This is a genomic window from Micromonospora sp. NPDC005257 (assembly GCF_042872445.1).
In the GTDB taxonomy this organism is placed as follows: domain Bacteria; phylum Actinomycetota; class Actinomycetes; order Mycobacteriales; family Micromonosporaceae; genus Micromonospora.
Genome location: NZ_JBIAKL010000014.1, coordinates 63,769 through 86,587 on the forward strand (window position 1 = coordinate 63,769; position 22,819 = coordinate 86,587).

The 22,819-nt window shown below is 67.0% G+C and carries 19 protein-coding genes; 12 read left to right on the forward strand and 7 right to left on the reverse strand.

The window, feature by feature from the left end; translation table 11 throughout:
- Positions 1-11: 11 nt before the first annotated feature.
- Positions 12-1,481, reverse strand: coding sequence for a helix-turn-helix domain-containing protein (locus ACFYO8_RS25770; protein ID WP_387257634.1), 1,470 nt, complete (start codon positions 1,479-1,481; stop codon positions 12-14).
- 375 nt (positions 1,482-1,856) lie between these two features.
- On the opposite strand from ACFYO8_RS25770, the gene ACFYO8_RS25775 reads away from it, so the two are divergent.
- Genes ACFYO8_RS25775 through ACFYO8_RS25790 form a run of 4 tightly spaced genes read left to right on the forward strand, consistent with a single transcriptional unit; the run spans position 1,857 to position 5,658 of the window.
- Complete coding sequence (locus ACFYO8_RS25775; RefSeq protein ID WP_387257636.1) at positions 1,857-3,263, forward strand: APC family permease; 1,407 nt, start codon at positions 1,857-1,859, stop codon at positions 3,261-3,263.
- Positions 3,264-3,268: 5 nt separating this feature from the next.
- On the forward strand, positions 3,269-4,273 hold the full coding sequence (locus ACFYO8_RS25780; RefSeq protein WP_387257685.1) for an acetamidase/formamidase family protein: 1,005 nt from the start codon (positions 3,269-3,271) through the stop codon (positions 4,271-4,273).
- An 11-nt stretch (positions 4,274-4,284) separates the two neighbouring features.
- On the forward strand, positions 4,285-4,965 hold the full coding sequence (locus ACFYO8_RS25785) for a GPP34 family phosphoprotein (RefSeq protein ID WP_387257637.1): 681 nt from the start codon (positions 4,285-4,287) through the stop codon (positions 4,963-4,965).
- Between the two features lie 24 nt (positions 4,966-4,989).
- Positions 4,990-5,658: an N-acetyltransferase gene (locus tag ACFYO8_RS25790; protein ID WP_387257639.1), complete on the forward strand. Its 669-nt coding sequence runs from the start codon at positions 4,990-4,992 to the stop codon at positions 5,656-5,658.
- Here ACFYO8_RS25790 and ACFYO8_RS25795 read toward each other — a convergent pair.
- On the reverse strand, positions 5,640-6,767 hold the full coding sequence (locus ACFYO8_RS25795; RefSeq protein ID WP_387257640.1) for a hypothetical protein: 1,128 nt from the start codon (positions 6,765-6,767) through the stop codon (positions 5,640-5,642). The two genes, ACFYO8_RS25790 and ACFYO8_RS25795, sit on opposite strands and share 19 nt — an antisense overlap.
- 107 nt (positions 6,768-6,874) lie before the next feature.
- Between ACFYO8_RS25795 and ACFYO8_RS25800 the strand changes: the two genes are divergently transcribed.
- From ACFYO8_RS25800 to ACFYO8_RS25835, 8 genes are all read left to right on the forward strand, one after another.
- Complete coding sequence (locus tag ACFYO8_RS25800) at positions 6,875-7,756, forward strand: hypothetical protein (protein WP_387257642.1); 882 nt, start codon at positions 6,875-6,877, stop codon at positions 7,754-7,756.
- A 178-nt stretch (positions 7,757-7,934) separates the two neighbouring features.
- Complete coding sequence (locus tag ACFYO8_RS25805) at positions 7,935-8,375, forward strand: DUF4254 domain-containing protein (protein WP_387257643.1); 441 nt, start codon at positions 7,935-7,937, stop codon at positions 8,373-8,375.
- Positions 8,372-10,279 carry a hypothetical protein gene (locus ACFYO8_RS25810; RefSeq protein ID WP_387257645.1) on the forward strand — a complete coding sequence of 636 codons (1,908 nt, stop codon included), beginning with the start codon at positions 8,372-8,374 and terminating at the stop codon, positions 10,277-10,279. The genes ACFYO8_RS25805 and ACFYO8_RS25810 overlap by 4 nt, the downstream gene beginning before the upstream one ends.
- Positions 10,276-10,830, forward strand: coding sequence for a phosphoribosyltransferase (locus ACFYO8_RS25815; RefSeq protein WP_387257646.1), 555 nt, complete (start codon positions 10,276-10,278; stop codon positions 10,828-10,830). The genes ACFYO8_RS25810 and ACFYO8_RS25815 overlap by 4 nt, the downstream gene beginning before the upstream one ends.
- Positions 10,827-11,903 (forward strand): glycosyltransferase family 9 protein, encoded by a 1,077-nt coding sequence (locus ACFYO8_RS25820; protein WP_387257648.1) that lies wholly within the window; start codon positions 10,827-10,829, stop codon positions 11,901-11,903. The genes ACFYO8_RS25815 and ACFYO8_RS25820 overlap by 4 nt, the downstream gene beginning before the upstream one ends.
- Positions 11,891-13,033 (forward strand): hypothetical protein, encoded by a 1,143-nt coding sequence (locus ACFYO8_RS25825; protein ID WP_387257649.1) that lies wholly within the window; start codon positions 11,891-11,893, stop codon positions 13,031-13,033. Before ACFYO8_RS25820 ends, ACFYO8_RS25825 begins: the two co-directional genes overlap by 13 nt.
- Positions 13,030-13,776 (forward strand): SDR family NAD(P)-dependent oxidoreductase, encoded by a 747-nt coding sequence (locus ACFYO8_RS25830; protein WP_387257651.1) that lies wholly within the window; start codon positions 13,030-13,032, stop codon positions 13,774-13,776. The genes ACFYO8_RS25825 and ACFYO8_RS25830 overlap by 4 nt, the downstream gene beginning before the upstream one ends.
- Positions 13,773-14,360: a histidine phosphatase family protein gene (locus tag ACFYO8_RS25835; protein ID WP_387257653.1), complete on the forward strand. Its 588-nt coding sequence runs from the start codon at positions 13,773-13,775 to the stop codon at positions 14,358-14,360. Before ACFYO8_RS25830 ends, ACFYO8_RS25835 begins: the two co-directional genes overlap by 4 nt.
- Here the strand turns inward: ACFYO8_RS25835 and ACFYO8_RS25840 are convergent.
- The 5 genes from ACFYO8_RS25840 to ACFYO8_RS25860 form a co-directional block, all read right to left on the reverse strand.
- Positions 14,343-14,789 carry an NUDIX domain-containing protein gene (locus tag ACFYO8_RS25840; RefSeq protein WP_387257655.1) on the reverse strand — a complete coding sequence of 149 codons (447 nt, stop codon included), beginning with the start codon at positions 14,787-14,789 and terminating at the stop codon, positions 14,343-14,345. The genes ACFYO8_RS25835 and ACFYO8_RS25840 overlap by 18 nt on opposite strands.
- Before the next feature lie 217 nt (positions 14,790-15,006).
- Positions 15,007-15,723 carry a M48 family metallopeptidase gene (locus ACFYO8_RS25845; RefSeq protein WP_387257657.1) on the reverse strand — a complete coding sequence of 239 codons (717 nt, stop codon included), beginning with the start codon at positions 15,721-15,723 and terminating at the stop codon, positions 15,007-15,009.
- A complete protein-coding gene (locus ACFYO8_RS25850) occupies positions 15,720-18,974 on the reverse strand; it encodes a type I restriction endonuclease subunit R (protein ID WP_387257659.1) in 3,255 nt (1,084 codons plus the stop codon). The genes ACFYO8_RS25845 and ACFYO8_RS25850 overlap by 4 nt, the downstream gene beginning before the upstream one ends.
- Before the next feature lie 4 nt (positions 18,975-18,978).
- Positions 18,979-20,277 carry a restriction endonuclease subunit S gene (locus ACFYO8_RS25855; protein ID WP_387257660.1) on the reverse strand — a complete coding sequence of 433 codons (1,299 nt, stop codon included), beginning with the start codon at positions 20,275-20,277 and terminating at the stop codon, positions 18,979-18,981.
- Positions 20,189-22,576: an N-6 DNA methylase gene (locus tag ACFYO8_RS25860; RefSeq protein ID WP_387257662.1), complete on the reverse strand. Its 2,388-nt coding sequence runs from the start codon at positions 22,574-22,576 to the stop codon at positions 20,189-20,191. The genes ACFYO8_RS25855 and ACFYO8_RS25860 overlap by 89 nt, the downstream gene beginning before the upstream one ends.
- Between the last annotated feature and the right edge of the window lie 243 nt (positions 22,577-22,819).

Consider the following 22,819-nt stretch of genomic DNA (forward strand, 5'->3'; position numbering starts at 1 on the left):
TTCTCCAGGTTTCAGGGAAGTTGCCGGGCGGCGCCGGTGGCGCAGAACTCGGTGATGGCTGCTTGGACACTGCGGGCCTCGATGCTCGTGCGCAGCAACGGGTTGCCGGCGATGTTGCGCCCAACGCCACGCAGGCGGTGCACCAGCGGGTCGAGCCGCTGTTCGGGTGGCAGAGCGAGCACCGGCGACAGGACCGAGACCGCACCGTCGAAGCTGCCGGCTTTGAGATGCGCTGCGGCGGCCCAGATGCGGATCTGGGCGAGCGTGCCGTAGGCGACCGAGGGGTCCGCGGCGGCTTCCGTAAGGGCGTGCTCGGCGTGCTGGATGGCGTTGGCGGCCTCGCCGATGCGGAGCAGCACTGAACCAGCGTAGTTGTGTTGGCGCACCGTGCCGCAGGCGAGAAGGCCACCCACGGGGTCGCGGCTGGCATGTTGGCGGGCCTCTTCGGCGCGTTGCAGTGCTGCTCGTGCAGGCTCGACGGCGCCGATCTCCGCCCACGCGTCCGCTTCCTGGCACGCCAGCATGACCGCCGCGCTGCCTTCGGCGGCATGGCCGTAGCCGCGTACGGCGGCGTTGGCCGCGTCTTCGAACCGCCGCTCCCACAGGTGGGTCTTGCTGATCGTGGAGAGGACCCAGGCGCGGAGGGTGTTGTCGCGGACGGTCTCGGCGCACATCCAGGCGGTGCGCGCTTGGGACTCGGCTGCGGCCGGGTGTCCGAGATCGCCGGCCATCCAGGCGAGCAGTGTGCAGAGGTAGCCCGCCCAGGTGTAGAGCTCCCGAGACTGATCAGGGTTCTGACGCCCGGTCTGCAGAAGGCGGAATACGCGGTCGGCCAGGAGCCCGGCCCGCGCGTAGACGACGACGGGCGGCTCGGTCAGGTAGTCGACGGCGATCCTGCGGGTGGAGGCAGCGACATCGTCGAGGGTGAAAGGCCCGACGTTGGAGGCTTGCGCCCATGTGCCGAAGCTCGCCGTGCGTTCTGCCACCGCTATCACCAGTTCCGTCTCGTCCTGCAGAGCGCCGAGGTCCCACCGCAGAGGCTCAGCCATCGCGCCAGGCGGTGCTGAGGATGCGACCGATGGTGCAGGCATCGGGGCGGCATTCCTGCCGCTCAGCGCCGCTCGGTCTGCTTCCGGCATAGCGGTCAGGTCGTCGAGGTCGACCAGACTGCTCGGTTCGGTGCCGAAGACCTGCGCCAGTGCGTTCAAGGCGGCCAAGGTGGGCCGACGACCGCCGAAGGGCCACCGTTCGTAGTCGCTGATCCGCGCCCCGGTGAACGTCGCCGAACCGTTTCCTTTGGCGTTCAATTTTTCGGCTACCGCGTCCTGGGTCCAACCATGGGCTTGGCGGAAGGCATCCCGGGGGCGCAGCCCGAAGCGGCGCTGCAGCTCGGCGGCGATGGCTGTGGGTGTCGCTCCGAAACCGGCCAGGGTCTGGCGTACGTGATCACGCTGCGCCTTGGTGCCCGTCGTCCTTGCCATCGCGGTCACCTCCTACGTGCGGCCTCCTGTCGCACGGTATCGCCCCTCTCATCGGAATCGGTACGGGGCGTGGCGAGGCCACCGGCCCGGAGGTGGGGAGCTAGCCGCTAATTGATCAAAGTTTGTGCAGGTCGCGGGCATGCGCGGGTGGGGAAAAATCTCACCACCACTGGGGATCCATTTACGTGGATGCGCTTGGCAAGCTTGCTGAGCCGGATCACCAACGGTCCGGATGTAGCCACCGCCCGTGATGAAGGAAGTGGCTGCCATAGCAACGCCAACTGCGGATGCCCGTCGCCGTCGGGTCGTTGACGACCACCCGGCAGGCGTCTCTCCGCGCCCTGCTCGCGCTTCTCATCCTCGTGAGGATTACCGATGACAACCTCGAACGATTTGGCCCGCTACGGCTATCGGCAGGAACTCAGCCGCCAGCTGCGGTTTCGGGACCTGTTGGCGTACGGCTTGGTGTACATGGTGCCGATCGCGCCGATGGCGATCTTCGGAAGCGTCTATGCGGGCTCTGGCGGCATGGTGGCCCTCGCCTACGCCATCGGTGTGGTGGCGTTGGTGTTCACCGCGTTCTCGTACGCGCAGATGGTGAAGGCGTTCCCCATGTCGGGCAGCGTCTACAACTACGCCGGTCGCGGCATCAGCCCGCCGGTCGGCTTCCTCGCCGGCTGGGTGATCCTGCTCGACTACGTCCTCGTGCCCGGTCTGCTGTATCTGGTGGCGTCGGTGGCGATGCACTCCACGGTGCCGGCGGTGCCGGTATGGCTGTGGTTGCTCGGGTTCGTCGCGATCAACACCGTCGTCAACTCGGTCGGCATCCGCATGACGGCGGTGGTCACCCGGGTGATGCTCGTCGGTGAGCTGATCGTCCTGGCGGTCTTCCTGGTCGTCGCCGGTTGGGCCCTCGCGACGGGTAGGGGCCGGTTTAGCTGGGACGCGTTCTACAACGCCGACACCTTCACCTGGTCCCTCGTGGCGGGGGCGGTGTCGATCGCGGTGCTGTCGTTCCTGGGCTTCGACGGCATCTCCATGCTGGCGGAGGAGGCCCGTGACGGCGCCCGGCAGATCGGCCGGGCGATGGCAGCCGTACTCGTCTTGGCGGGGGTGTTGTTCATCGTGCAGACGTGGCTGGCGGCGATGCTCGTGCCCAACCCCGGGGTGCTGCTGGCCGAGGGCGACGTGAACGGCACCGCCTTCTACGACGCCGCCGCAGTGGCCGGCGGGAGTTGGCTGGCGACGGTGTGCGCGGTGGCGACCGCGATTGCATGGGGTTTGCCGAACTCGATGGTCGCGCAGGTCGCCACGTCCAGGCTGCTGTACGCGATGGCCCGTGATCGGCAGCTCCCCGCCTTCCTGGCCAAGGTGTCGGTGCGGCGCAGCGTGCCGATCAACGCGACCCTGCTCACCGGCGTCGTGTCCCTCGCCCTGGGCTTGTACATGGCGACGCGGGCGGATGGCATCACGCTGTTGTCGTCGCTGATCAACTTCGGGGCGATGGTGGCGTTCCTGGTCCTGCACGTCTCCGTGGTCGTGCACCACCTGATCCGCCGTCACAGCGGCAACTGGTTCGCCCACCTGCTCATGCCCGGAATCGGTTTCGTGATCCTCGCCTACGTGGTGGTGAACGCCAACATCGCCGCCCAGCGCCTCGGCCTCGCTTGGCTGGCCCTCGGCATGGTCGTCCTGGCCGGTCTGTACCTGACCGGCCGCCGGCCGGTGCTGTCCGGCCTGGCCCCCACCCAGGCCGCCGGGCGTGACATGGAGCGGGTGTGATCTCGATGAGCCACTTCACCTACCGGCCCACCCGCGACGAGTTGGCCTACACCTTCGGCGGACGCCTGCCGGTGGCGCACATCCGCTCCGGCGACGTCATCACCGTGCGCACCGAGGACTGCTTCGGAGGCCTCGTGCGAGGACCGGCGGACCTGCCGTCGCAGGTCTGCCAGATGCCGTACCTGAACCCGGTGTCGGGGCCGTTCTTCGTCGAGGACGCCGAGCCCGGCGACACCCTCGCCGTGCATCTCCTGTCGATCGAACCGGCCCGGGACTGGGGCGTGTCGGCTACCTTCCCGTACTTCGGGGCACTCACATCGACCTCGCACACAGCCACCCTGCAGCCGCCGCTGGAGGAGCGGGTGTGGGTATACGACATCGACCGGCACGCGGGCATCGTCCGCTACCGGGCCACCGCCAGCGAGCACACCGTCGAGCTGCCGCTGGATTCCATGATCGGCACCATCGGCGTCGCCCCAGGTGGCATGGAGTCCCGGTCCACGATCGTTCCGGACTACTACGGCGGGAACCTCGACACCCCGGAACTGCGCGCCGGCACCACCCTGTATCTCGGGGTGAACGTGCACGGGGCGATGCTCGCCCTCGGCGACGGGCACGCCCGCCAGGGCCACGGCGAAGCCTGCGGCGTCGGCGTGGAGATCGCAACCGTCACCACCCTCGCCATCAAGGTCATCAAGGGCGCCGACACCGCCTGGCCGCGCCTGGAAACCAACACCGAGATCTTGTCGGTCGGCTGCGCCCGCCCCCTGGAGGACGCCTACCGCATGGCGCATCAGGACCTCACCGCCTGGACCGTCGACCTGTGCGGCCTACAGACCCTGGACGCCTACCAGCTCATCTCGCAGGCCGGGCGGGCGCCCATCGGCAACGTCTGCGACCCCAACTACACCGTCCTGGCCGCTATCGACAAAGCCCTGCTCCCGCAGCCGCAGCCTGCCTACCGCGACGCGCACGCCCGGCTGCGGGGCCTTGCCGCAGTTCAGGAATAGAGGGGCCTCTGATGACCGCGTCGATACCCCAGCTGCCGCTGCGCGACGAGCTGTTCCTGCTCGGGCACCACGACGACACCGGCCAGCCGCACCTGCACCGCCAAGCCTTGGCCCTCGGCATGGCCGGTGGAGTGCTGATCGACCTGTTCCTCGCCGGACGGATCACCCTCAACTCCTACGGCGACCATCCGGCCGCGGACCGGTGGCTACGCCTGAACTCCGACCAGGCAGTCGGTGACCTGATCGCCGACACCGCCCTCGCCGCGATCCATCACTCCCGGACCACCCCGACCGTGAAGGCGTTCCTGCGTAGCTTCGCCGACGACCTGTACGAACGCACCCGCGCCGGACTCGTCGCCGCCGGCATCCTGCGCCACACCGCCCGCCGCCGCCTCGGCGGCCTAATCCGCTCCGACGCCTACCTCGCCACCGACACCAAGTGGGCCGTCGTCGCCCGCGCCCGGCTGCGCTACCTCGCCGCCGGTCGTGAACAACCGGACAACCACACCGCCGCGCTCGCCGGACTCGTCGCCGTCCTCGGCCTCGCAGATCACCTCTACCTCGACGACGACATCGCCTCCCTCACCGCCCACCTGAAGACCATCGCCGCCCAACACCACCGCCCCATTCGGGAGATCACCGCCGCCGTCGACGCCGCGATCGGTGACCTCGCCACCGCCACCTACCGATAGACCGCCGAGAGGGACGACAACGCCGTGGACTCAAGCGTTCGTATCCGCGCCGCCCGCTGGACAGACAGACAGGCCGTCGCCGCGTTGATCGCCGATGCCCTGAACCTCAGCCCGCTCGGTGCCTGGCTGGTACCGGACGCGGCGCAGCGCCGCCAGGTGATGACGGACGTCGTCGCGGTGTGGGTGGAGCACGCGATGTTCTTCGGCGACGTGCACCTCACCGACGACCTCACCGCCGCCATCGTCGGCTTTCACCGCTACCGACCGATCCCGCCACCGGCCAACTACCCGACCCGCCTCGTGGAGGCCGCCGGAGCACACGCTGAGCGCTTCACCGCCCTTGAGTGCCTGATCGCACAGCAGCAGCCCACCGAACCGCACTACCACCTGGCGCTCCTCGCCGTATCCCCAACGCGGCAGAAGGCCGGCTGCGGCAGCGCCCTGCTCAGCCATCACCGCGCCCGCCTCGACCGCATCGGCCTGCCCTCCTGGACCGCCGTTACCGCAGAGCCGGAGCACCTGCTCGCCCGCTATGGGTACACGCTCCGCCCGCCCCTCACCGTGCCGAACGGGCCGAGCCTGCGACCTATGCGTCGCAACCCCCACCACGCCAGCAGAGCCATGCCGATCAATCCCACGCGCCCGGTCGGTGACCGCTGGCAAGACCAGCACGCCTACCCGTCCACCCCATAGGACAGATCATGGCCTTTGCTCGCAAATACCCGACCGACCTTGTGGACGCTGTCGTCCAGCGCGTCGCTGACGCCCGCACCGTTAAGGCATACGGCGCCGTCACCAGCGTCGCCCGCCAGTTGGACCTCGATCCCCGCACTGTGCAGAAATGGGTCACCAAGGCCACCGCTCCACAGGCGCAGCAGGCGGACCGAGCGGCGGACGGAACCCGACCGGGGTATCTGGTCCCTGGGCTGCTGCACTGCAAGTTCTGCCACCAACCGGTTTCTCTGGCTGAGACGGCCGCTGCGGCACCGGCGTACCTGTGCGGAAACGACTGCTGGCCCGGGCCACTCGACGCCGTCGTCATCGCCGATCATGTCGGTCGAGCGATCCTGCGACACGCGCCACGGATCATCGCTTCCCCCGCAGGGACACCAGCGCGCCCACACCTGGCCGCCATGCACGCTCACCTCGTCCTGACCTGCGTCACCGTCGGCACCGCCGCTCACGATATGACTCTGACCTGGCGCGCGGTACCCGTGGCCGGTCCAGACCGATGGGAGACCGAGCGCGCGAAGCGTGTCGCCGCCGCCCGCGACCTCGCCGTCAGCGATCCCCTTCGCGCCCGGCAACTCCTGCACGGCAGCCTCACCGGCATCGACCCCGCGACCGCCCCACCCCATCCGGTGCATGCCGAAGCCGGCACCCTTCTGGCCGCACTGCACCTGCGGCTCGGTGAGCTCGATGCCGCCATCCGCTGGGCCGGGTACGGCCACCACAGCGCCGACCACCTCTACGGCCCCACGCACCGGCGCAGCCTGCACGCCCTGCACCTGTTCGCCGCCGCTCACCGCAGCGCCGGTCACCATCAACGCGCATACCACCTCTATCGGCAGCTCGGCGAGCACGCCGCGAGCAGCGACGGCCCACGCGGCCACCGCACCCTCGCCGTTCACGCCACAACAGCCCTCGTCCTGCACGACCTCGGCCACTGCCAAGCCGCCCAGGACCTCCTCGCCGACACCATCGCCACGCAGCGCCGTGAGCACCCCGGAAACTCCACCACCGCCCGCATGACCCATCACCTCGCCCGCATTCGACAGGACTGCGCCACCAAGAGTCACCACCACGAGGACGGTCAGCGGTGAGCCCCCCTCGCCACTGCCCGCACCCTCACAACGCCAGCCCTGCCGTCGCCACCGACTGCTCAGTGCCAGGAAGGAACCCCGACACCGTGATAGCCACCCCGACTGCCCCCGCCCGCCGCCTGGCCGTCAGCCTGCTCGGCAGCATCCTCCTCAGCGGCTGCCACACCGGCACCCCAGCCCACCAGAACCCCGCGTCGACGCCGCCCGCAATAGCCGACAGCCGGACTGTCGCCACGCAGCCGGCCGCTACCGGACCGGGTCTCACGCCGTCACAGCGGCTGACCGTGCTCGCCGACACCGTCACCGCCACGCCCGGCGACACCACCACCGCTCTGCCTTACACCTACCTGCACACCCAGTCCTGGACCCGCGCCACCAATGCCATCACCCGCACCGACCTGCGCCAATGGCGCCGCGACATCGACGGCTCGGGCCAGGAAAAAATCCGACGCCTCCCCGACCTGCCGGGACTGAACCACCAACCCGAGCGCCACGAGCCGGCCCTGTTCACGCAGGCGCCTCAGACAACGACCGAGCACCTGTCAGGCGGCCTGCATCCGTACCTGCCCGAGCCGCTGCCCAGTGATGCGCCCACCCTCACCGACATGCTCGCCCCCCGGGAACTGGCCAACGAACCCGCCTATCCGCGGCTGCTCGCCAACGGCGTCGTCGCACTCGCGACCACCCAGTACCTCAATCAAGCCCAACGGGCCACAAGCCTGCGCGTCCTCGCGGCCATCCCCGGCATCACCTACCGCGGAGAGAGCGCCGACATCGTCGGCCGCACCGGCCTGACCTTCACCATCACCGCCGACGGATCCACCTCTGAGCTGCTGGTCAACCCGCACAGTGGCGAGATCCTTGCCGCGCACGAGCGGCTGAGCGGGCGCCGGCCGGGCCTGTTCTCCGCTGTCCTCATCCTCGAACGCGGCCACACCACCGACACCGCCACCACCCTCCGGCCCTGACAGGCCGAGCACTGGCCACCGCCCTACCAAGGACCAAGGAGGCTCACCCATGCCCCTCCGTTCCGTCGGTCACCCACCACTCGCCCCCGACCCGCAGCATTGTCCACCGCTGCCCAGCTCAGACCTGATCACCAGTACGTTCGGCGGCCGTCCGCGGGTTCTGCCAGAGGTTTGGGCGGTGCCCCTCCACGCGGCGTCCCGGCTCGCCTCGCACCACCGCGAACAATGGGCGGCGGAGACAATCTCCCGCGACCCGTCCGCTGACGACCACGTGGTGGCTGCTGCCAAGAGATCGATCGATCGTCTCAACGCCACTCGCGTCGCACTCATCGGGGAGATCGACTCCTGGGTTGAGCATGTGCTCCGGCCTCCGGGCGGTGCACCGTTGCACACCGAGACGATCGGCTCCGTAATCGACCGCCTGGCCATCGCATGGGTTCGGTGGAGGCGATTCTCGGAGACCGCCCAACTGGACCCGAGCGACGTCGATCCTTCGCTGGCGCTCCAGCAGTACACCGAACTCACCGAAGCCTTCGACACCCTTGTGCTCGACATTCATGAAGGTCGCCGCCGCATTCCTCACTGGCGCACGCTCAAGAGCTATCGGGAGCCGCGATGAGGATCGCCGTCACCCTCAACGGCGCCGACAACGTCGGCAAGACCACGAATGCCCGCTGGCTGGCGTCGGCGATGAGGGACATCGAGTTCACCGGGACAGTCGATCGGTGGGACCGGCGATGGGCTGAGGTGTCGCGAGGAGACTTCAGTCAGTGGTGGTTCGTCGACAGCACCACCGATGAACACATCGACCTCGTCTTCAGCTCCCACGCCGCACGGTGTGCCGCTGGCGGCTCCTTGGCGTTGGAGGACCGCGGTTGGCCGATGCTTGTGGCGACCTGCGCGGCGACAGCGGCGGTCAAGGACGGCATCTCCACCGCCGAGGCGCTCGCGCAGGTCGAGGCCAAAGCACGTCGCTATGCCCCCGCGCCGCGCCGTGAGCTGCACCTGCTGCTGCGCCACAGCGACCAGCCGGCGGCCGAGGCTCACCACGCCGTGGCGCGTGAGCCCGTGCCGACCACCGAGCGCTACGCCGAGTACCAGCGGCGACTGGCCGAGGCGATCGATCTCCAAGTCGGCAGCGGGGAGTACCAGGCCATCGTGGTACGCGGGCACCGCCCACTCCTCGATGTGCAGCGCGAAATCCGCCAGGTCCTGACGCAACTCGACGTGCCCGTCGTTCCGCTGCCACCAGACCGGATCCAGCACCTATGGGTGCTCGCTGGTATGTCCGAGAGCGGCAAGAGCACGGTCGGCGAGTTGCTCCGCACGGAGCACACAGCCACCCGGCTGAAGATCGGCTACCTCATGCAGCTTGCCGCCGATCGGCTCGGTACGGCAGATCCGTATCGCGAATGGGACGAGCTGACCCAGGCGCAGATGCTCACAGAAGAGATCCTGCGGTTCGCCGCGCTGAACCCGGGCTCGCACCGGGTCAGCCTGGAAAGCGCCCACCGCTTCGACGCCACAGCACACCTCCGCAGGATCTGGGGCGAGCGCTGCGAGATTGTGTTCCTCCGCCTCCCGGACAGGCTTCGCGCGCAGCGCGCCACCGAGGCCATGGAGTCGCTCTCCGCCCGCGACGCGATCAAGCGAAGCCGGGGCGCACACCGCATCGCGTCGATCGCCGACACGGTCATCGACAACGGCCACAGCCTCGCCGCGCTGAAGAGGGCCGTCACGGAAGCTGTTCACCGCAGATCCGGGGCCACGGTTCCACCAGACGTGGACACGGCCATCCCCGAGGCCCTGCAACCGGTACTCGCCGACTGCGTCGCCAGACTGACCGATTCTGAGACCGCGCTCGTCGCCGCCACCGGGAGCCTCACCCATCAGGGCTGGCTACCGGGATGGAGCGACATCGACCTCCTTGTCGTACGCGACACGCTGCCGCTGCACTGGCTCCAGACCAGGCGTTTACCCCATAGCGGACCGGCGGGGGAGAAGATCGCACTGTCGTCGTTCACCACCCGGGAGATGCTCGCCGGGTTGGTCCCACCCCGAGTACTGCACGCGGTGCGGCAGATAGCCCGCGACGGCTGCGGCCTGCTCTACCGCCGAAGCGACCTCGTACTCAACGCCTTCGACGCACCAACCGACGACCGCGCCTCACGCACCGAGCTGCCGCTCGTGGCGATGGTGCTGCGGCGACTCGCCGCGAACCCCGAGCCCGATGTCCGCGCTGTCTACAAGCACGTCGTGCTGATCATGAAGATCATCCTGCGCGCCGACGGGGTGGACCTCGACGCCAGCGACGAGGTCCGTCTCGCCTTCACCACCAGCCATCCGGACGCCGACATCGACCTCCCGGCGGTGGCCGAGGTCAGTGGCGACCGGTGGCGACAGGACGAAACCCACTCCCATCGGGTCCGCGGAGCCGCCGCCAAAATCCTCGCCTACCACGACGTGCTCGGCTGCTCGGTCGCGTCCAACACGCCCCAGACGGAAGGATCAGATCTTCGATGACCACCGCCTTTGACGAGGTTTTGCACGCCGATCGAGTGACCCGACTCGGGGTGGGAGACACCACTCGTCCGATCCGCGTCGTCCACGGCCTTGATGGCATCCGCACCGACGTGGCCGCGGAACAGGTCCTGGCGACGGGACGCAGCTTGTGGAAGCGATGGTCCGAGCACCCGGCGTACCGGCCGCACGATCTTCTCCTGGGCCTGGACGCCGGCGGCATCGTGCCGACGATCGCGGTGGCCTGGGCCAGTGGTAGCCAGTATCGGCTCGCCTGGAAAGTCAACCTCGACCTACCCGGGAAGCTCGTGTTCCATGAGCCGCATGCCCGGCGCCTTGAGGTCTTCGCCTACGGCGACTTCGAAGGACTGCGCGTCCTCATCGTGGACGACGAGATCACCACCGGACTCACTCTGGCCAATCTCGTCGAGGCGCTTCGCGCGGCCGGCGCCGACATCACCGGCGCCCTCTGCCTCATCGAAGACACTGCTGGCGAGGGCCGACGGCTACTCGAGCGCAATGGGGTCCCGCTGTGCGTACTGACGACGCTGTGACCCTCGTCGAGGAACCGGTGTGCCACCGCGGCGGGCGATACCACGTCCGACGTGAACAGGCGCCGCTCGGCCGGCTTCTGCCGTATCGAAGGGCTAACGGAGAGACCCCACCCCGGAGGGCACTCCTCGACGCGGTTCGTGAGACCGGGTGGCGCGTCGACTTCGGCTCTCGCGGACTCGGCGACCTGCTGCTCGGCCTCGCCATGGCACAGGCACTTCACGACGCCACACACGATCAGTTCGGAGCCCTGGAGTACGCCGGCAGCCGAGCGGACCTGATCGCCCGGTGCACCCTTCCGGTCGCGGTCACGGGCGGAGACGGGCACCAACTGGGCACGCTCGGCAGCGACAATGCTTCGGGATTCGACGCGGTACCGGAAGCGCCTCCAACGCTGCTCGACCTCATCGACGTCGACACTGTCGAGGTCCATGCGGCGCTGCCGATGCGCTACTACCTCGACGTCGAGCAAGCCCTCGGCGTCAGGCTCCCCGCATCCGGTGACCCGTCTCCCGGGTTCCGGTCGTCGGTCGCTGCGCCGGAGCCACTTCACGTGGTCTTCGTGGGCACGACGAGTCGCCCCGACCGCAAGGACTACGGCATCGACAACTTCGGCGTCCTCGCCGAACACTTGTCAGCCCGCCACTCGGGCGCCTGGCGCTTCAGCCTGGTGACACCACCGGACCACCAGCCTCCGGCATCCGTAGGGCAGATTGAGGTACATCACGGCCCAACGGCGGTCGACTGCATCGACCTGTTCGCTACCGCCGAGCTGGTCATCGGCAACGACACCGGCTTGACCCATCTCGCCGCACTCACCACTCGAGCGGACGGCACCCAGCCGCATGTGGTCGGCCTCTACGGACGGCACGGCTACGCTAAGTGGATCACCGGATCAGCAGGCCACCACGCGGTGGCCACGCCGTTCTCGCACCTGATGTCGGTCGCCGACGCGTGTCCCGTGCGAGACCGCTACGACGACACGCTCTGGTCCACTGCGAGCGACCTTCGCGCCATCCCCGCCAAGGTCATAGCCGACTTCGCGGGGCAGTGCGCGGGCTGGTGGACTCGATGATCCGCGTCGGCCGCTACCGCCGCTTCACCATGAACCGCACCTTCCACCTCGACATCGGCGCACACCGCCTCTTCGCCAAGGTGAATCCGAACCCCGTGGAGGCTGCGGCCGAAGTCGCCGGGCACCACCGAATCCGCCACCACTACCGGCTACCGAGGCTGCATTCCCAGCACCGCATCGGGCACTGGACCCTCACCCTCTACGACCGCCACCGACCCGATCTTCCGGACACCGGCCTGCTCCTCGACGCTCTCACATCCACGAGTCCCGGCAGCGCGGCCAACCTCGACTGCGGGCTCGACGCAACCTTCCAGCACTACCGCCGAACCATCGACGCGACCATCTGCCGAGTCCCCGCCTCACGCGCCAACAGCAAGCTCTACCGCGACCGGGCCCAGCCCGGCGGCAGGCTGGACCACTACTACGGCCACAACCCGATCCTGCTCAAACTTACCGACGCCGACGGTCTCCGCCCCTCCGAGCTGCGGGAGACCACCCTCATGGTCAACGGACAGCCCCGACGGCTCGACCTTCCTGCCCTCGTCAGCGAGCTACGCGACGCCTTCCACCCGGACGAGCAGGTCTGGGCCGCGATGACCCAGGGCGACCCCACCGACTTCAACATCGGCCTCGACGCCGACAACCAGCCCGTCTGGTTCGACTACGACACCGCAGGCCTCAACGCCCTCCCCGGCGAGATCGCCTGCTTCCTCTGGTACCAGAGACTGCACGGCGCCTGGCTCGTCCCTCACTACAACACCGACGCCTACGCCGACCACAGGAAGGCACTCGCCGAAGCTGTCGAACCCACCGTACGGCTCAGAAGACTTTCCCACCGAGCCGTCGGCATCGACTACCAGCACCAGCCATCGCCGGCCCGGCAGCAAGCCATCACCCGATACCTCACGACGCTCGCCCGGCCGCTCGCACTCTCCACCGCCACGGATCTACTCACCTGGATACGCCCGTACCTCGCCATGCGGATCCTCGCGGTATACCCACTACAGCTCCTGGAACCCCGCGACGTCGCTCTGTCGCTGGGCCTACTCGCCGACCTCTACGCACCCGACGCCGAACTGGAGCAGATCCTCGGACTCACGACTCAGACGCCAGCGGAGCCGCCCTCATGAGCCGCCCCATCGCCGTCATCACCGGAGCAGGCACAGGCATCGGAGCGGCCATCGCCACCCGGCTGTCCGCCGACTTCGACCTCGTCCTGACCCACCGACACGACGACACCAACCTCGCCGCGGTCGTCGAGGCCGCCCGCCGCCACGGCGCACAGACCCACACCGTCACCGGCGACCTGACCGCCGCGGACACCCAAACCGCACTCCGCGCCACCATCGAGCAACACGCCACCCAACTCGCAGTCCTGATCAGCAACGCCGGCGCGTACCCCCGCATCCCGTGGAGCCAGACGGACCTCAACGTCCTTCGCGGCCAGCTCGAACTCAACCTCGTCACGCACGCCGCGGTCATCCGCGCCGCCACACCAGCCTTCATCAGCAACAACTACGGCCGCATCGTCGCTGTCTCTTCAGTCATGACCCAGCTCGGACGCGTCGACCTCGCCGGCTACGTCGCCGCGAAAAGCGGCCTGGAAGGACTCGTCCGCGCGCTCGCCCGCGAACTCGGCCCCCACAACATCACCGTCAACACCGTGCGGCCCGGCTCGATCGAGGTCCCCGCAGAGCACAGCGTCGTACCCGATCACGAGGCCATGGTCCGACGCCAGCTCGACCGACAATGCATCAAACGACGGGGTCAACCTTCGGACGTCGCCGCCGCCATCGCCTTCCTGGCCACCTCGGAAGCGGGATTCATCACCGGCCAAGCGATCAACGTCGACGGCGGCTGGCATATGTCATGACCACCATCTGGATCCGCCACGGAACCAGCCTCGACGGAATCACCCACCCCCACGCCCATGCCCGCCCCGACACGCCCCTCATCTCGCGCGGCGCGGCACAGATTGCCGCCACCGCCCACGCACTTCGTGACCGCGGTGTCCGGCCTGCAATCGTGTTGACCAGCCCGCATCCGCGCGCCGCCACAAGCGCGAAGATCCTGGCTGCGCTGCTCGGCGTGCCGCTCGCCTCTCCCAACCCGCTTTACGCCGAGTGGCGCGCCCCCGACTGCGTCCTCGGCAAAGGACCAGACGACTACCCAGCTGAGTACCAGACCTGGCGCACGAACCGGCTCCGCGACCCAGACTCAACCCTGGCCGGAGGCGAAAGCCTCACAGCGCTTTACGAACGGGCGACGGCCGCCTCGGCGATCCTCGGACACGCGGGTGAAGGAAACACCGCTTTGATCGTCTCGCACCGAGTGTTCATCGGCGCGGTCGCAGCGATCACCGCCGGAGCGAGCCGCCCCCAGGACGTGTTCCAAGCCGCGCGCCGCTTCACGCTCGCGCCGGCAGGGATCTGGCCCGCCTTAGCTGAACTCCGATAGCAAGGCATCGGCGTTCGCGAGGATGAACTCCTTCAGGGCCTCAGGCTTCAGGTCCACCTCATGAAGGCGGTCGACGGCCACCCGGTCTAGGTCATAGCCACCACGGCCCGGATCAGTGAACTCCGGACCCGTACGGGCACTCTCGTCAACCCGGGTGAGCCGGCAGGAGACGAAGTGCTGTACGGACACTCCCTCGCCGGAAGGCGAGCTGAACAAGAACACCTGGCTAAGCCGCTCTGCCTCCGCGCCCAGTTCCTCCCGCAGCTCACGTCGCAGGGCTGCATCGAGGGATACGTCAGTCGGTTCAAGGCCGCCACCGGGCGCAGTCCAGTAAGGGGCTTGGCCGGGCTTCGTCCTCTTGATCAACACGAGCTGATCGCGTTCGTCCCACAGGATCGCCCGTACCGACCGACGTACGACCTCACGCATGAAGACCCCTATCAGCACTTGCTCAAGGCGCGGGCGATCTGAAATTACACCGTCACGTAGTGCAAGCACAAAATGCTCAGATTGCGTACCGTGAGCGTGACCTGGTCTCGACAGTGGCGGGGCAGACGGCCCGATTCAGGCGAGGATGAAACAGCTCTCGTGCGACGACCATAGCCGCAGATGGCAGTGACTCTCGCCAAGTAATGCTCATCGAACGTCAACCCATCCATAGTCGGGCACCGGCGCCGAGCAGATCGGACTTGCGGCGTTCGTAGTCGGGCATAGCCCGTTCCACCGTCGCCCAGAACGCGGGCGTGTGCTGCGAGTGCGCCACGTGCGCGAGCTCGTGCACTAGCACGTAGTCGATCAGCGACGGCGGTAGCTGGAGGGTTGCCCAGTGGATGTTGAGCCGACCATTGGCGCTCAGGGATCCCCACCGATAGCCGAGGTCCCGCACGTCCAGCCCGGTCGGAAACAGCCCCATCCGGTCGGTCCACGGACGGATCCGACCCGGCAACCACTGCCGGCCCCGAGCGCGATACCAGCGGACCAGATATCCGCTCGGGTCTGGGCCGGCCGCCGCCGTGCGGGGAAGAAGCAGCCGACCGCGCTCCATCCGTACCTCGTCGGTGTCTGCGAGGAGCAGGCGGTGGCTGCGGCCCAGGTAGGCGAACCCCTCCCCGCTGACAAACTCCTTTGCTGGCCGGGCGGATAGCAGGAGGTCCTTCTCGGCCAGCTTGCGATAGACCCACATCCGTTTGGAGTACGCCCATGCGGCCAAGGCGTCCGGTGGGCATCCGGTAGGCGCCTGCAGGTACAGCGACCCGTCCCGGTCAACGGTGATGCCGACGGTGGCGCGGCGCGGCGACTCGCGGACCGCGAAGTGCAGGTCACCGATGAGCATTGTGTCGGGTAGCGCTTCGGCCACGCTCATGGCGACGACGTCAGCCGGTAGTGGTTGTGCTTGGCTAGCTCGAGCAGCCGGTCGGCGAGCGGTCGCAGCATGGCATACTTGAACAGGTCGCTGCCGTCCTCCAGCCGGCTGTCGTCCAGTCGCGCGATGATCGCCCGGCGGAGCTGTTCGCGCTTGTGCGGGTTGTCCCAGAACCCGACCAGACGTATGTCGTCGCGGATGAGGTGTACGACGTCGATGGTGGCCTGCCGTAGCGGTCCGGCGATCTCGGCAGCGACCGGTCGGCCGTAGTCGGCCAACTCTTGGGCGATGAGGTCATGGAACGGCGCCTCGATACCCGGGTCCAGTCCGTTGCTGCCCTCGGTTCGCCCAGAGGTCACCACCGGTAGGAAGTCGACCAGCGCCAGTGCGAGCTGCTCCCACTGGTCCCGCAGCTGGCTGATGATCTGCTCCAGGTGCTCGGACAGCCGCTGGTAGTGGGCCGGGTCGGTGTCCATGCGCTCGCCGATGTGGTGCCGGATGGCATGCTCCATCTCTGATGCCTTGGCTCGCGGGCTGGTCAATCCGCTGACCTTCTCCGCGTAGTCGGCCGAGGTGATGGAGATCGGTGGGATCTTCTGGGTAATGCCCAGCGATTGGACGTGCGCGTCGATCAGCGCTCGGACCTTCTCGCCGTAGACCCGAACGTCGAACAGCGTGTGGTCGCGGTAGCGGCGGCGGGCCAGCAGCGCGATCGTGCCGAACGCTTTCGCGTCGGCCACATACGGCAGGGCCTTATCCGACGGCAAAACGATCTCCATGCTGCGGTTAAACGCCTTGAGTGCTGCCTCGAACCTGGCCCGCAGCCGCTCCTCGGCCAGCGCCTCCACGCAGGCGTCCTGCGCCGCCACAGTGCTGAAATCGCTGATGCCCGCGAAGAGCTGACGCACCGCGGCGTGAGCGGCGGCCAGCCTCGGCACCTCGTCGTTGAGGCTGGTCAGCGCGCCGTCGATGTCGTCGTCTGCATACGCTTCCAACGCCTGCGCCAGGTGATGCGCGACGCCGTAGTAGTCCACGATGTAGCCGACGCTCTTGCCCGAGGTGGTGCGGTTGACCCGTGCGATGGCCTGTAGCAGGTCCGCCTCTCGAATCGCCTTATCCAGGTAGAGCACCTGCTCGCGAGGTGCGTCGAAGCCGGTCAGCAGCATGGCGTTGACGATTAGCATAGCCACCGGGCTGGTCTGGTCGGCGGGCACGCCCGGCATGGGCAGCTTCTTCTTTTTGAAGTCGTCGACTACCTGCTCGTACCCGCTGGTCCAATCCACGATGGGTGCCTTGTCGTTCTGCGTGCCGGAGATCACCGGTACGAAGTCGAGCTGCGCGATGACGTCCCGATAAGGCCACGCCCGCACCAGTAGGGCACGCCTGGCGGTCAGCCGATCGACCCGCTCCAGGGCGTCTGGGGTCTTCCATGCCGGATCGAGAGCATCCAGCTCAGCGATCAGGGCGTCCCGGGCAGCCAGGAACGCGGTCCGGTAGCGGACGGTGGCGAGTCGGCTGGTGGCCACCACCTGAGCCTTGAAGCCGTTCGGCAGCACCACCTCGACATAGTGGCGCAGCATGTTCGCCGCCTTTGCGGCGATAAGCTGCTCGGCCTCGGCGACGTGCCGCTTGGTGGCGTACCGCTTCTTCAGCTCCTCGGTCTGCTCCCGGGTGAGCCCATAAAGGTCGATGAACTCGTCGATTTCGTCAGCGTCGTTGATACCACCACGGGTGGTACGGCCCTCGTACAGGATCGGCACGGTCGCCCCGTCGGCCTCGGACTGGCGGATGTCGTATCGGTCCAGGTACTCACCGAAGATCGTATGGGTCTTCTTCTTTGCACCCATGATGATCGGCGTACCGGTGAACCCAACCCTGGCCGCGTTGGGCAGTGCCTTTTGCAACGCCGCATGCAGTGCGTTCGAGTGCGACCGGTGCGCCTCGTCGACCAACACCAGCACCTCGGCGGACTTGTCCAGCTCACCAATGTTCTTCAGTGCAGCGTCGTCGGTCTTCTTTGCCTGCGGGTTGCGGTACTTCTGCACCATCACGAAGATCAGCGCCTTGCCGGGAATGGCCAGTAGTTCCTTGGCCTTGGCCACCTTGGTCGCCGTGCGGACCGTTTCCCCTGTCAGCTCCGCCGTCTCGGCGAGCTGCTTCTGCAGATCCTTGCGGTCGGTCACCACCACGACCTTGAACCCGACCAACGCCGGATGCGATCGCATGGCCCGAACCAGGAACACCATGGTCAGGCTCTTGCCTGACCCCTGGGTATGCCAGATGATCCCGCCGCGCCTATCGTGTTCGCCATCCTGCGTTCGGGTCGGTCCGGTCAGCAGCCGCTCGATCGTCGTCCGGACGGCGCGATACTGCTGGTACCGCGCGACCACCTTAATCTTGCGGTCCTCTGGCTGCATGAACAGCATGAAGTGCCGCACCAGGTCTAGCAGCCGGGCCGGATGCAGCATGCCCGCGACCAAGCGCTGTTGCGGCGACAACCGCGTCACGCCGAGGTCGGCCTGGATGTCTTCTTCGGGTACGGGGGCTGTGGTCTTCCACTCCGCGTAGTGCTCAGCCAGGGAAGTGAAGGTGCCCACCCGGGCCTCGTCGAAGCAGGTGGCAACAACGAACTGGTTGGTGTGGAAAAGACGCTCGCTACCTTCCGGCTCCACGGAGCCGCGCTGGTTGGCGTACCGGCGCAGCTGCTCGATCGCGGCGTTGACCGGCCCTGGCACGGTCGGAGACTTGGCCTCCACCACCACCAGGGGGATGCCGTTAACGAACAGTACGACGTCTGGATAGATCGGAGCACGGCCGCCGGGCGGGTCGACCCGGAACTGGTTGACCACCAGAAAGTCGTTGCGCTCCAGCGGGCCGGCGCTCGCCCAGTCGATGAAGTGGACGGTGCGGTCTCGGCTGCCGTCCCAGCCTGGCACACCTTCGACCGTGACGCCGTGCAACAGCTTCTCGGTCAACTCCTCGTTAACCTCTAGCAGCGAGGTGGCCTGGGGTCGGGTGAGCTGGGAAACGGCCTGATTGATCCGCCCGTCGTCAAGCCACTCGCGGCCGTCGTCGTCGAGGTTGATCCTGCGCAGGGTGGCTCGGAGCCGGTCGAGCAGGATGGTCTCGCGGAAGCTGTCCCGCCCGGTCGCGGCTGGCGGATCTACTTTGAGGCACTCGATGTGCTGCCAGCCCATGCCCGTTAGCTGGCCGACCAGAGGTCGCTCCACCCTCTCGTACTCCGACCCCACGCTGCTACGCCCCCTCCATCGGAACCCGCACCCACCCCATCAACAGATCCTCCATTAGTCCGTGCCTGAGCTTCCGCAGCTTTTCCAACTGCGCGCGCTCACAATCCACCATCTTGTCGTGAGACCGCGCTAACCCTACAATTCGGTCCTGTTCCCTAGGCTCGGGCATTCTCACCGGCAGGGCTCGGAGCTGTCGTGAGTTGATGGTGTAAAGACCTGAACTGGTGGCGCACATTCGGCGCCAATAGCTTCGTGTGTGACCGGAGTTGAGCCACAAGTGGGCGTATTCGGAGCTCAAACGCTTAGGGCGCAGCCTGAATAGGTGGTTCTGATAGACGAGTGCGCCAGGATCTTGGCGAATGACGGCGCATCGTCCGATCTCCGAAGGGCTCGCATGTCCCTCGACCACAAGCAGGTCGCCCGTTCGTAAGGAATAAGTAAGGAGGTCGTCTTTTGTTGCCTCCATAAAAGCGAGGTCGTCGAAGTCGACTCGTCCCCGCTGTACGTTCGCCACCCGTAGGTACGGCGTTGCTCGCCTTCTTGGCCTGCGATGGACACCGAGGGTGATACCAGGCTTTACATCAAACTCCTGCTCGACCGTCGAAAAACGAGGTGTGGCCGCTGCGGCTACCCGCTCAACGAGCTCCTGCAAGATCCCTTCCTTGCGGCGCTCAAGCTTGACGATGAGGCGTTCCGTCGAGCGGATCGACCCATCCAGGGAGTCCAAAATGTCTACGATACGTCGCTGCTCTGCGGGTTCGGGTACGCCGATTTTTAGTGCCGCAAGTTGATCGGTCGGAAGCCGCCCAGTGCCATGCCCAGCTTCGTCGACCATCGCAAGCACGCGATCTGCGTTAGCCGCAAGACTATAGGCCAAAAATCTAGCATCGACCCCCGGTCGAGGAATGATCGCCTTGCAGTCTTGCCCAAAAGCAACTTCTCGCCGAGTGACGCCTACCCGAAACTCGTTCTTCAGGCTCATTCCACGAACGACGAAGAGTGTCGTGTTCGGAGGAACGATGCGAGTTCCCGAAGAAGCTCCTAGCTGGCTAACTCTGCGATTCGAGTGCGCTATATCAAAGTCTTTGAGGCTGGACGCGCTGATCCAGGGTATGTCACCGCCCCAGTAGGCGGGGAACGACGTGTTTGGAGTGCCGCCAGAAAGCCATCGCCCCGTATCGGCGAGGCGCATTGTGCGCCAGGTGTCGGAGTGTCTACGCATAGCCCAACTCCTCGAGGTAAGCGGCAAGCCGGGCGGTGGTGGCGTCACGTTGGGCTTCGATCTGGCCGAGCGAGATAGCATACTTGTCCCACCAGTTCTCCAGGACGCCGACGAGTTTGCGTTGGTGGGTGGCAATGTAGCGATCAAGGTAGCTAGCTAGGTGCTCCTGCCAGATCCCTAGCACAAGGTCCTGCTCCTCGGACTCGTTGAGCCTTGCCCGGGCCTTCTCTAGCCGTGTGGTGAGGGCCGCTTGAAGCTCCCTCTGCCGACGCTTGACCTTGGCTAGGTCGGCCTTGACGCGCTTCAAATCGGCCGGGCTTATCGTCTCCTCAGGTTCGGTGCCGTCGTCCTCGTCCTCCTCATCGCCGCTGGACTTGGCTGCCTCAATCTGGGACTCCAGCGAGACGCGCTCGGCCTCCACCGCCGCCAGCTCGTCGAGGTACTCCGGGAGCAGCCGGAGTGGGAGCGGATGGCTGTACGGCGCGTCGGAGCCGAGGGCGGTTTCGATGGTGACGATCCAGCCGTCGATGACGCCACCAAACCCGTGCGTCGTCAACGTGCGCAAGTTGTACTGATTGGCGTCCCACCAGCGGACGATTACCCCGGCGATCTGGAACCGATCAAGCAGCCCGACCGGCAGCAGCGCGGTGATGAACGACTCGATCAGCTCCGTTCGCGCGGCCATCAGCCGCCTAGTGGACGGCAGCTCGATGACGAGCTTGCGGTGCTCCTCCCACCACGATTCCTGCGCGGCCGTCATCGCGGCCTCGCGTGCTCGTACCCCGGCATGGTGTTTGACTAGGGCGGCGAGTGCGGCGCGGTCGACGCCTGGGGTGAAGTCGTAGTAGGCGTTCTCCCGGTCGACGAACACGGCGTCAGTTGTGAAGCCGTGCGCGCCGAACAGTCCGCTTTTGTCGGCGACCTCGGCCTTCGGTACGCCGCCGTGCAGGTGGGCGCGCACGTCGTGCGGCTCCGGTGGCGGGGCGTTGTCGGCGTACCGGCGGATGTTGAGATTGTCGTCGTTCTCCCGCAGCTCCTCGCGAGTCATAACGCGGGCGTAGCCGGGGATGTCCGTGAACGCCTCGTACGCGTATACGATCTTCTCAATGTGCTCGGGCAGCAGGTAGTTCTGGGCGCGTCCGGCGGCGTACTCGTGGTCAGCATTGATGAACAGCACCCGACCGGCCCGCTCTGGCGGCTTTGAATCGGGTGCGCGCAGCACCAGCACGCAGGCGGGGATGCCGGTGCCGTAGAACAGGTTCGGGGCCAGGCCGATGACGGCCTCGACGACGTCGTCGTTCAGGAGGTTGGTGCGGATATCACGCTCGGCACCGCCGCGGAACAGTACGCCGTGCGGCATGACGGTGGCCGCGACGCCGTTGGCCTTGAGCACGGCGACCATGTGTTGGACGAACATGAGGTCGGCCTTCTTGCCGCCCTCCGGTGCCCAGCCCCATCGAAAGCGGTTGCTGTAGCGCATACCATCGCTTGAGTAGTTCAGCGAAAACGGCGGGTTGGACAGGACCCGGTCGAACACGTCGAGCTGGCCGCCGTGAGCGTGACGCGGGTTGGCCAGCGTGTCGTCGTTCTCGATCTTCGCGTCGGGGATGCCGTGCAACAGCAGGTTCATCTTCGAGATCGACCAGACACTGCCCGCGTTCTCCTGCCCGGCCAGCAACAGGTTACGCGGGTTACCGCCGTGCTCCTCCACGTACTCCTTCGCGTGGATCAGCATGCCGCCAGAGCCCGAGCACGGGTCGTACACACTCATGCCTTCGACGGGCTTGACTAGCCGAACCATCATCCGGACCACGGCCCGTGGGGTGTAGAACTCGCCGCCCTTCTTGCCGGCCGAGTCCGCGAACTCCTTGATCAGATACTCGTAGGCGGCGCCCAGGAGGTCCGGGAACTCGAAGTCTTCGGTGCGCAGCTGGTACTTGCTGAAGTGTGCGATTAGGTCGCGCAGCTTCTTGTCCGGGATGCGGGAGTTGCCGACCTGCCGGTTGAAGTCGATGTGCTGGACGACTCCCTCCAACGAGTCCGGGTTGGCGTCCTCGAGGGCAGACAAGGCCTTGTTGATGCCGTTTCCGGCGTTGTCGTGCAGCCGCCGGAGATGACCCCAGCGGGCGTTCTTCGGGACGAAGAACGCCTCCCGGTACGACTCCGGCTGCTCGGCACGGTGCTCGGCCTCCTGAGGGCCGCGGTCGGCGTAGCGAGCCAGGACCCGTTCCCGCTCGGCGTCGAACATGTCCGACGCACGCTTCAGGAACAGCATCCCGAAGATGTACTCCTTGAACTCCGAGGCATCCATCTTGCCTCGCAGGATGTCCGCCGCCGCGAACAGATGCCGCTCTAACTGCGGCAACGTCAACTTCCGCACCCGCTCCACCCTCTGCGCTCGCCCATGGTCGTGCAACCACTCAGCCTAGGCCCGCGCGGGCCGCCGTCCGTGCCCGGATCACCGCACGTCGCTCATATCCTCAAGCACCGAGCGTGACTCGGCGAACCGCATCGGGCCGAGGCTGATGGCAGCAGGGATACGCGCGGTCGCTACGACGCGTTCCGGCTCTCTCGCGTCAGCGGCGAACGGTTGCATATCTTTTGGCTTCTTTCGACGCTTGAC

Bases quoted from the DNA above. Each gene is read 5' to 3' on its own strand.
- ACFYO8_RS25770 (WP_387257634.1), bottom strand. From the start codon at position 1,481: ATGGCAAGGACGACGGGCACCAAGGCGCAGCGTGATCACGTACGCCAG.
- ACFYO8_RS25775 (WP_387257636.1), top strand. From the start codon at position 1,857: ATGACAACCTCGAACGATTTGGCCCGCTACGGCTATCGGCAGGAACTC.
- ACFYO8_RS25780 (WP_387257685.1), top strand. From the start codon at position 3,269: ATGAGCCACTTCACCTACCGGCCCACCCGCGACGAGTTGGCCTACACC.
- ACFYO8_RS25785 (WP_387257637.1), top strand. From the start codon at position 4,285: ATGACCGCGTCGATACCCCAGCTGCCGCTGCGCGACGAGCTGTTCCTG.
- ACFYO8_RS25810 (WP_387257645.1), top strand. From the start codon at position 8,372: ATGAGGATCGCCGTCACCCTCAACGGCGCCGACAACGTCGGCAAGACC.
- ACFYO8_RS25815 (WP_387257646.1), top strand. From the start codon at position 10,276: ATGACCACCGCCTTTGACGAGGTTTTGCACGCCGATCGAGTGACCCGA.
- ACFYO8_RS25830 (WP_387257651.1), top strand. From the start codon at position 13,030: ATGAGCCGCCCCATCGCCGTCATCACCGGAGCAGGCACAGGCATCGGA.
- ACFYO8_RS25835 (WP_387257653.1), top strand. From the start codon at position 13,773: ATGACCACCATCTGGATCCGCCACGGAACCAGCCTCGACGGAATCACC.
- ACFYO8_RS25840 (WP_387257655.1), bottom strand. From the start codon at position 14,789: ATGCGTGAGGTCGTACGTCGGTCGGTACGGGCGATCCTGTGGGACGAA.
- ACFYO8_RS25845 (WP_387257657.1), bottom strand. From the start codon at position 15,723: ATGAGCGTGGCCGAAGCGCTACCCGACACAATGCTCATCGGTGACCTG.
- ACFYO8_RS25855 (WP_387257660.1), bottom strand. From the start codon at position 20,277: ATGCTATCTCGCTCGGCCAGATCGAAGCCCAACGTGACGCCACCACCG.